Source organism: Nonomuraea antimicrobica (genome assembly GCF_039536965.1).
Lineage (GTDB): Bacteria > Actinomycetota > Actinomycetes > Streptosporangiales > Streptosporangiaceae > Nonomuraea > Nonomuraea antimicrobica.
The window spans coordinates 1-7393 of the sequence record NZ_BAAAZP010000042.1 but is presented as its reverse complement, the minus strand read 5'-3'; the positions used below and the strand labels follow the sequence as shown (position 1 = coordinate 7393).

The window sequence follows — 7393 nt, the reverse complement described above, 5'->3', positions numbered from 1 at the left end:
AGCGGCGAGGACTCCGATGAGTAAGGTCAGGGCGGCTAACAGTGCTCTCATGGGGGGTGGCCCTTCGGGTAAGGGGGATGGCCGAACCATAAGATGTCGAGCAGATAGCCGCAATATTTCGACGACATTTCGCAAACAATCTACTGACACCGTATGTACAGCAGTGCCTCGATGCGCTGGTCAGAGGGGGCTGACGGGGATGAAGCCCGCCGTGAGGGCGACGCAAGGCCCGACGTCCTATCGACGTAAGCCATTGCAAGCGCTTGCGCGAATGGTCGTATAGTTTGCGCATGACACGACGACTCGCAGAGGTGGCCAAGAAGGTCGGGGTGAGCGAGGCGACCGTGAGCCGCGTGCTCAACGGCAAGCCCGGGGTGTCCGACGCGACCCGCGAGGCGGTGCTGACGGCGCTCGACGTACTCGGCTACGAACGCCCTACCCAATTGCGCGGCGACCGGGCCCGGCTGGTCGGCCTGGTGCTCCCCGAACTGCAGAACCCGATCTTCCCCGCCTTCGCGGAAGTGGTCGGCGGCGCGCTGGCCCAGCAGGGCTTCACGTCGGTGCTGTGCACCCGCACCGTGGGCGGCGTCTCCGAGGCCGACTACGTGGACCTGCTCCTCCAGCAACAGGTCAGCGGCGTGGTCTTCGCCGGCGGCCTGTACGCCCAGGCCGACGCCTCCCACGGCCACTACGAGCTGCTGCACGAGCGCAAGCTGCCCACGGTGCTCGTCAACGCCGCCGTCCGGCACCTCGACTTCCCCCAGGTCTCGTGCGACGACGTGGTGGCCGCCGAGATGGCCGTCGCCCACCTGCGCGCGCTCGGGCACGAGAAGATCGGCATGGTGCTCGGGCCCAAGGACCACATGCCGTCGCGCCGCAAGCTGGAGACGTTCCAGGCGGCGGGCGGGGACGCCACGTTCGTGGAGCACACGATGTTCTCGCTGGAGGGCGGGCACGCGGCGGCGGCGCGGCTGGTCAAGCGCGGGGTCACCGGGGTGATCTGCGCCAGCGACCTGCTCGCCCTCGGCACCGTGCGCGCGGCCCGCAGGGCCGGGCTCACCGTCCCCGACGACATCTCGGTCATCGGCTTCGACGACTCGGCCCTGATGAACTGCACCGAGCCGCCGCTGACGACGGTCCGCCAGCCGATAGACGCGATGGGGCGGGCCGCGGTCGACCTGCTCGTGGCGCAGATCGACAAGGCGGTCGTGCCGGCCGACGAACTGCTCTTCGAACCGGAGCTCGTCGTCCGCGCCTCCACCACCCGCGCCCGCTCCTGACCTCCACCCCTGACCTCCACCCCTGGTCCTTGACTCCGGCCCCTGACTCCGGCCCCTGACCTCGCCCCAGTTCCCTCCAGGCCCCGGTTTCCGCCCGCACGGTGACGTGCGCGGAAGCCGGGGTCGTCGCTGTTCGGAGGCGGTCACGGGCACGTAAGGTGCGAGTGCGGGCGACGACCCCCCTCCGACCTCGGCAGACCCCGGCCACGTACGGCCGCGGCGCCGGGCACGCTGGACGTAACGCAGTCGTTATCTTGCAATATGAAGTCGAAATATTGCGCACCAAGGTCGAGGATCCTATGGTGTGGGCACCTCGCATCTAGAAGGGTCAGACCATGCAGAGATCCACCGGACTCCTGCTCGTAACCGCGCTGAGCCTCACGGCCACCGCGTGCGGCTCGGGCGGCGAGCCCGCCACCCCCTCCGCCAGTGGTGCCAAGGCCGTGACGATCACGGTGGCCTGCCAGCCGGCGAAGTCCGCGCCGAAGGAGCGTCAGGCGTGGGACGACGACGTGGCCACGTTCATGAAGGAACACCCTGGCGTGACGGTCAAGAGCACCGACCAGCAGCCGTGCTTCGACCCCAAGACGTTCGGCCCCAAGCTGGCCGGCGGGCAGATGGAGACGGCCTTCGTGGTGCCCGTGACCAACTACAACGACGTGATCTCCAAGGGCCAGGCCCTGGACATCACGCCGTACACCAGCTCGATCAAGAACTGGAACGACCTGCGCGCCGACCACAAGGAGCTGGTCACCAAGGACGGCAAGGTCTACGGCATCCCCAACGTCCACTACAGCGTTGGCCTGGTCTACAACCGGGCCCTGTTCACCCAGGCCGGGCTCGACCCCAACAACCCGCCCAAGACCTGGGCCGAGGTTCGCGAGGCCGCCAAGAAGATCGCCGCCCTGGGCACCGGGTACGTCGGCTACGGCGAGTACTCCGGCGGCAACACCGGCGGCTGGCACTTCACGCAGGCCATCTACGGTCGCGGCGGTGACATCCTGACCCCCGACAACAAGAAGGCCGCGTTCAACTCGCCCGAGGGCAAGGCCGTTCTCCAGACGCTGCACGACATGCGCTGGGTGGACAACAGCATGGGCACCAAGCTGCTGGTCGGCTGGGAGTCGCTCATGGTGGCGATGGGCAGCGGCAAGGTCGGCATGATGCTGGGCGCGCCCGACGTGGTCACCGACGTGGTGAACAAGTTCAAGGGCAAGGTCGACGACTACGGCATCACCGGCTTCCCCGAGGCCAAGGCGTCGCTGAGCGGCGGCGAAGCGTTCATGATCAACCCGAAGGCGACGCCGGAGGAGGCGAAGGCCGCGCTGGAGTGGGTCGACTTCCGCTTCAACACCGTCGGCAAGGGCCGCTTCGACTTCGCCCGCGGCAAGAGCATCGGCAACCCCGTCGGCGTGCCGGACAACGCCGTCTTCGGTGACTCGGCGACCGGTCAGGCCATCCAGGCCGACCGGGTCAAGAACGCCTCCCTGCCGGTCACGAACTACGACTCCTACGTCCAGGCCGCCGGCACCATCCCGCCGAAGGCCGAGCCGCTGTACGCCCAGGAGCTGTACGCCATCCTCGACGTGGCCATGTCGGGCGTCCTGAGCCGAAAGGACGCCAACATCGACGAGTTGCTGACGGATGCCGAGACCAAGGCCAACTCGGTGCTGGCGGCCAAGGGCTGACCTCAATGCAGATGTTGAGGCGCAATCTGACGGCCTACGGGTTCTTGTGCGCGGCGCTGTTCTGCTTCGCGGTGTTCGCCTGGTATCCGATGGTCAGGGAGTTCATTCTGAGCTTCCAGAAGACCGACCTGATCAACGAGCCGACCTGGGTGGGGCTGGACAACTTCAAGACGGCCATCCTCGACCCCGCCTTCAGCGAGGCTTGGCTGAACACCCTGGAGTTCACGTTCCTCGCACTGGTGTGCGGCTATGTCGTGCCGTTCGTCGTCGCGCTCGTCCTGAACGAGCTGCGCCACGCCCGGGCCTACCTGCGGTTCGTGGTCTACCTGCCGGTCATGCTGCCGCCGATCGTGGCAGTGCTGCTGTTCAGGTGGTTCTTCGACCCGGGGCCCGGGCTGTTCAACCAGGTGCTCGACTTCTTCGGCCTGGCTCCGCTGGCCTGGCTCGACAGCTCGTCCACCGCCCTGATCTCCCTGGTCATCGTCTCGACCTGGATGAACATGGGCAGCGCGACGCTGATCTACCTGGCCGCGCTGCAGAACATCCCGCCCGAGCTGTACGAGGCCGCGGAGCTGGACGGCGCCGGGATCTTCAAGCGGATCAGGCACGTCACGATCCCGCAGACCCGGCTGATCCTGCTGCTCATGCTGATGCTGCAGATCGTGGCGACGATGCAGGTGTTCATCGAGCCGTACATGCTGACCGGCGGCGGACCGGAGAACGCGACGGTCACGGTCGCGTACCTGATGTTCCAGAACGCGTTCACGCTGCAGGACTACGGCTCTGCGGGGGCGCTCGGCATGATGCTGATGATCGTGCTGCTCGTCTTCGCCGCATTCCAGCTCAGGCTGACCAGGGAGGACAAGGCGTGATCTCCGTCGGGGCCGGCGCGGCCACCGGGAAGCGGGCCAGGAAGAGGGCGCCTAAGCCGATCGAGGTGCAGTTCAGGACGATCGTCTCCCCTCATCAGCTCAACAGCAGGTGGGGCCGGCGCATCTACTGGCTCGTGCTGGCCACGGTCCTCGTGGTCTTCACCCTGGCCTTCGTCTTCCCGCTGTACTGGATGGCGACCGGCGCGCTCAAGACGCCGGAGGAACTGGCGCAGATGCCGCCCACGCTGGTGCCGGCGAATCCGACGCCGGACGCGTTCTTCGAGGCGTGGGACCTGTTCGACATCGGCACGCTGCTGGTGAACACCGCGTACTACTCGCTGGGCGGCTGGGCCGTGTGCATGGCCGTGGACGTGTCGGCGGCGTACGCGCTGTCGAAGCTGCGGCCGATGTTCGGCAACGTCATCCTCGGCCTGATGCTGGCGACCCTGATGATCCCGGCGATGGTCATTCTGATCCCGCTGTACGTCACGGTCGTGGACCTGGGCCTGCTCAACAACCCGTGGGCGCTGTGGCTGCCCGCGGCGGCCAACGGGTTCAACATCTTCCTGCTCAAGCGCTTCTTCGACTCGATACCCCGGGAGCTGATCGAGGCCGCGCAGATCGACGGGGCGGGGCCGGTACGCGTGCTCCGCTCGGTGGTCCTGCCGATCTCCAGGCCCATCCTGGGTGTGGTCTCCATCTTCACGATCGTCACGTCGTTCAAGGACTTCGTCTGGCCGCTGCTGGTCATGACCGACAGCGACAAGATGACGATCAGCGTGGGACTGTCGCAGACGGCCGGGGCCGTCACCCAGAACCAGGTCATGGGCGGCCTGCTGATCACCAGCATCCCCATGATCATCGTTTTCTTCATCTTCCAACGGCACATCATGGCGGGACTCACCGCCGGAAGCATTAAGGGATAGCGCATGTCGCAAACGTGGTGGCGGGGGGCCGCGATCTACCAGGTCTACCTGCGTAGTTTCGCCGACGGGAACGGCGACGGCGCCGGCGATCTCGCCGGCCTGCGCTCCCGCCTGCCGTACCTGAAAGAGCTCGGGATCGACGCCATCTGGCTCAACCCGTGGTATCCGTCACCGATGGCCGACGGCGGCTACGACGTGGCCGACTACCGCGACATCGAGCCGGTGTTCGGCACGCTGGGCGAGGCCGAGCGGTTCATCGAGGAGGCGCACGAGCTCGACATCAAGGTCATCATCGACGTCGTCCCCAACCACAGCTCCACGGAGAGCGAGTGGTTCAAGGAGGCCCTGGAGAACCCGGCCGCGCGCGACCGGTTCTGGTTCGCCGACGAGCCGCTCAACGACTGGCAGTCGATCTTCGGCGGCTCCGCCTGGTCCCAGGTCCCCGACGGCCAGTGGTACCTGCACCTGTTCGCCCCCGAGCAGCCCGACCTCAACTGGGCCAACCCGGAGGTGCACCAGGAGTTCGAGGACGTGCTGCGCTTCTGGTTCGAGCGCGGCGTGGACGGCGTCCGCATCGACTCGGCGGCGCTGCTGATCAAGTCCGACACCGCGTACGAAGACCTCGACGAGGTCCACGACGTCTACCGCCGGTGGCGCGAGGTGGCCGACGAGTATGGCGAGCGCGTCCTGATCGGGGAGGTCTGGCTCCCCGATCAGGAGCGTTTCGCACGCTACCTGCGTCCTGACGAGCTGCACACGGCCTTCAACTTCGACTTCCTGTCCTGCGCCTGGGACCCGCGCGACCTGCGCAGGTCCATCGACCTGACGCTGTCCACGCACACTCCCGTCGGCGCCCCGCCCACGTGGGTGCTGTCCAACCACGACGTGACCAGGCCGGTCACCCGCTACGGTCGGGCCGACAGCACGTTCGCGCACGGCGGGCGCCTCCACGGCACCCCCTCCGACCTGGAGCTGGGCTACCGCCGGGCGCGTGCGGCGGCGCTGCTGGCCATGGCGCTGCCCGGCTCGGTCTACGTCTACCAGGGCGAGGAGCTGGGCCTGCCGGAGGTCGAGGACCTGCCGAACGAGGTGCGCCAGGACCCGATGTACGCCCGCTCGGGCGGCGAGAACCCGGGCCGCGACGGCTGCCGCATCCCGCTGCCGTGGTCGGGCGAGGAGCCGCCGTTCGGCTTCGGCACGGGCACGCCGTGGCTGCCGCAGCCGGAGGGCTGGCGCAAGCTGACGGCCGAGGCGCAGCGTACGGATCTGGGCTCGATGCTCAACCTCTACCGCTCTGGCCTGGCCATCCGCAGGGAGCGGCTCGGCGACGGGACGCTGACCTGGCTCCCGCTGGGTGAGGAGGTCCTCGCGTTCACCCGCGACTCCGGCCTGACCTCCGTCACGAACCTGGGCGCCGACCCGGTGCCGCTGCCCGCGGGCGAGGTCGTGCTGGCCAGCGGGCCGATCGAGGACGGCCTGCTGCCCTCCGACACCACGGCCTGGCTGGTCTGACAGACTCCGCCGCCCCGAGCCGGACCTGCTCCGCTCGGGGCGGCGGCCGTTCACGGCGTGCACGTCACGGTCAGCCGCGCCCTGGCGAGGGTTACGATCACCAGATGGCACGGCTGCGCAGAACGCCCCCGCACGACCTCGACCCCGAGGCCCGAGCCCTCTACGACGAGATCACCTCCGGGCCGCGCGGCCGGTTCATGGTCGACGCGGCGGGTGGGCTCACCGGGCCGTTCAACGCGATGCTCCTCAGCCCGCCCGTCGGCCACCCGCTCCAGGAGCTGGGGGCGGCCGTCCGCTACCGCTCGTCGCTCACCGACCGGGCGCGGGAGCTGGCGATCCTGGTCGTGGCCGGGCACCACGACAGCGCGTTCGAACGGGCGGCCCACGAGCCGATCGCCCGCGACCTGGGCTTCACCGACGACCAGCTCCAGGCGCTGCGCGACGGCACGCCCCCGCACCTCGACGACCCGGCCGAGGCCGCGGTGCACGCCGTGACCCGCGCGCTGGTGACCGAGGGCGACCTGGGCGACGACGAATACGCCCTGCTCGGAGAGCGGGCCCTGTTCGAGCTGACCACGCTGGTCGGCTACTACGCGACGCTCGCGCTCCAGCTCCGCGTCTTCCGGGTCTAGGCTCGGGTCCTGCCGCTGGGGTCGCGCGACCACGTCTCCAGCGCGGCCCGCGCCCTGGCCGCCTCGGAGGGGAAGCACAGCGCCCTGGCCAGCACCCAGAGCGTGCCCTGCAGCCCGCGGGCCGCCACGAACTCGCTCAGCCGGGGATCGTCCGGATCGACCCCGTACGCGCGCACGGCCGCCCGCCCGTCGAGCCGCGTCGTACGGAGCAGGCACGCCAGATCCCACTCCACGGGCGCGCTCATGCACTCCTCGAAGTCGTTCCAGAGCAGCCCGGCGGGGGTGGCGAGCAGGTTGCCCGGATGGGCGTCACCGTGCACGGCCTGCCTCCCGCCCGCGCCGCCAAGACTGCCTCCGTCGGTGAGCCGCTCGGCCAGGGCGGCGTGCGCCTCGCGCAGGCGGGCCAGCACGCGTGCTCCGCGGCCAGCGCGACGGCCCCGGCCAGCGCGCCGATGACGCCGGGCACCTCGGCGGGCCCGTTGG

The 7393-nt window shown here is 69.0% G+C and carries 7 protein-coding genes; 6 read left to right on the top strand and 1 reads right to left on the bottom strand.

The features are described from left to right. The first annotated feature begins 263 nt into the window (after positions 1–263). From ABD844_RS12135 to ABD844_RS12110, 6 genes are all read left to right on the top strand, one after another. Complete coding sequence (locus tag ABD844_RS12135; protein WP_344876109.1) at positions 264–1280, top strand: LacI family DNA-binding transcriptional regulator; 1017 nt, start codon at positions 264–266, stop codon at positions 1278–1280. Between the two features lie 335 nt (positions 1281–1615). Next, on the top strand, positions 1616–2968 hold the full coding sequence (locus ABD844_RS12130; RefSeq protein WP_344876107.1) for an ABC transporter substrate-binding protein: 1353 nt from the start codon (positions 1616–1618) through the stop codon (positions 2966–2968). Between the two features lie 11 nt (positions 2969–2979). Continuing rightward, positions 2980–3840: a carbohydrate ABC transporter permease gene (locus ABD844_RS12125; RefSeq protein ID WP_344876105.1), complete on the top strand. Its 861-nt coding sequence runs from the start codon at positions 2980–2982 to the stop codon at positions 3838–3840. After that, positions 3837–4766: a carbohydrate ABC transporter permease gene (locus tag ABD844_RS12120; protein ID WP_344876103.1), complete on the top strand. Its 930-nt coding sequence runs from the start codon at positions 3837–3839 to the stop codon at positions 4764–4766. Before ABD844_RS12125 ends, ABD844_RS12120 begins: the two co-directional genes overlap by 4 nt. A gap of 3 nt (positions 4767–4769) precedes the next feature. Beyond that, positions 4770–6278, top strand: a complete 1509-nt coding sequence (locus ABD844_RS12115) for a glycoside hydrolase family 13 protein (RefSeq protein ID WP_344876101.1) — start codon at positions 4770–4772, stop codon at positions 6276–6278. A 104-nt stretch (positions 6279–6382) separates the two neighbouring features. Beyond that, positions 6383–6910, top strand: a complete 528-nt coding sequence (locus ABD844_RS12110; RefSeq protein WP_344876099.1) for a carboxymuconolactone decarboxylase family protein — start codon at positions 6383–6385, stop codon at positions 6908–6910. Here the strand turns inward: ABD844_RS12110 and ABD844_RS12105 are convergent. Then, positions 6907–7393 (bottom strand): phosphotransferase family protein (locus ABD844_RS12105; protein ID WP_344876097.1); only part of this gene is annotated, 487 nt, incomplete at its 5' end. The two genes, ABD844_RS12110 and ABD844_RS12105, sit on opposite strands and share 4 nt — an antisense overlap.

Coding starts and splice junctions, on each gene's coding strand:
- ABD844_RS12130 (WP_344876107.1), top strand. CDS start 1,616: ATGCAGAGATCCACCGGACTCCTGCTCGTAACCGCGCTGAGCCTCACG.
- ABD844_RS12125 (WP_344876105.1), top strand. CDS start 2,980: ATGTTGAGGCGCAATCTGACGGCCTACGGGTTCTTGTGCGCGGCGCTG.
- ABD844_RS12115 (WP_344876101.1), top strand. CDS start 4,770: ATGTCGCAAACGTGGTGGCGGGGGGCCGCGATCTACCAGGTCTACCTG.
- ABD844_RS12110 (WP_344876099.1), top strand. CDS start 6,383: ATGGCACGGCTGCGCAGAACGCCCCCGCACGACCTCGACCCCGAGGCC.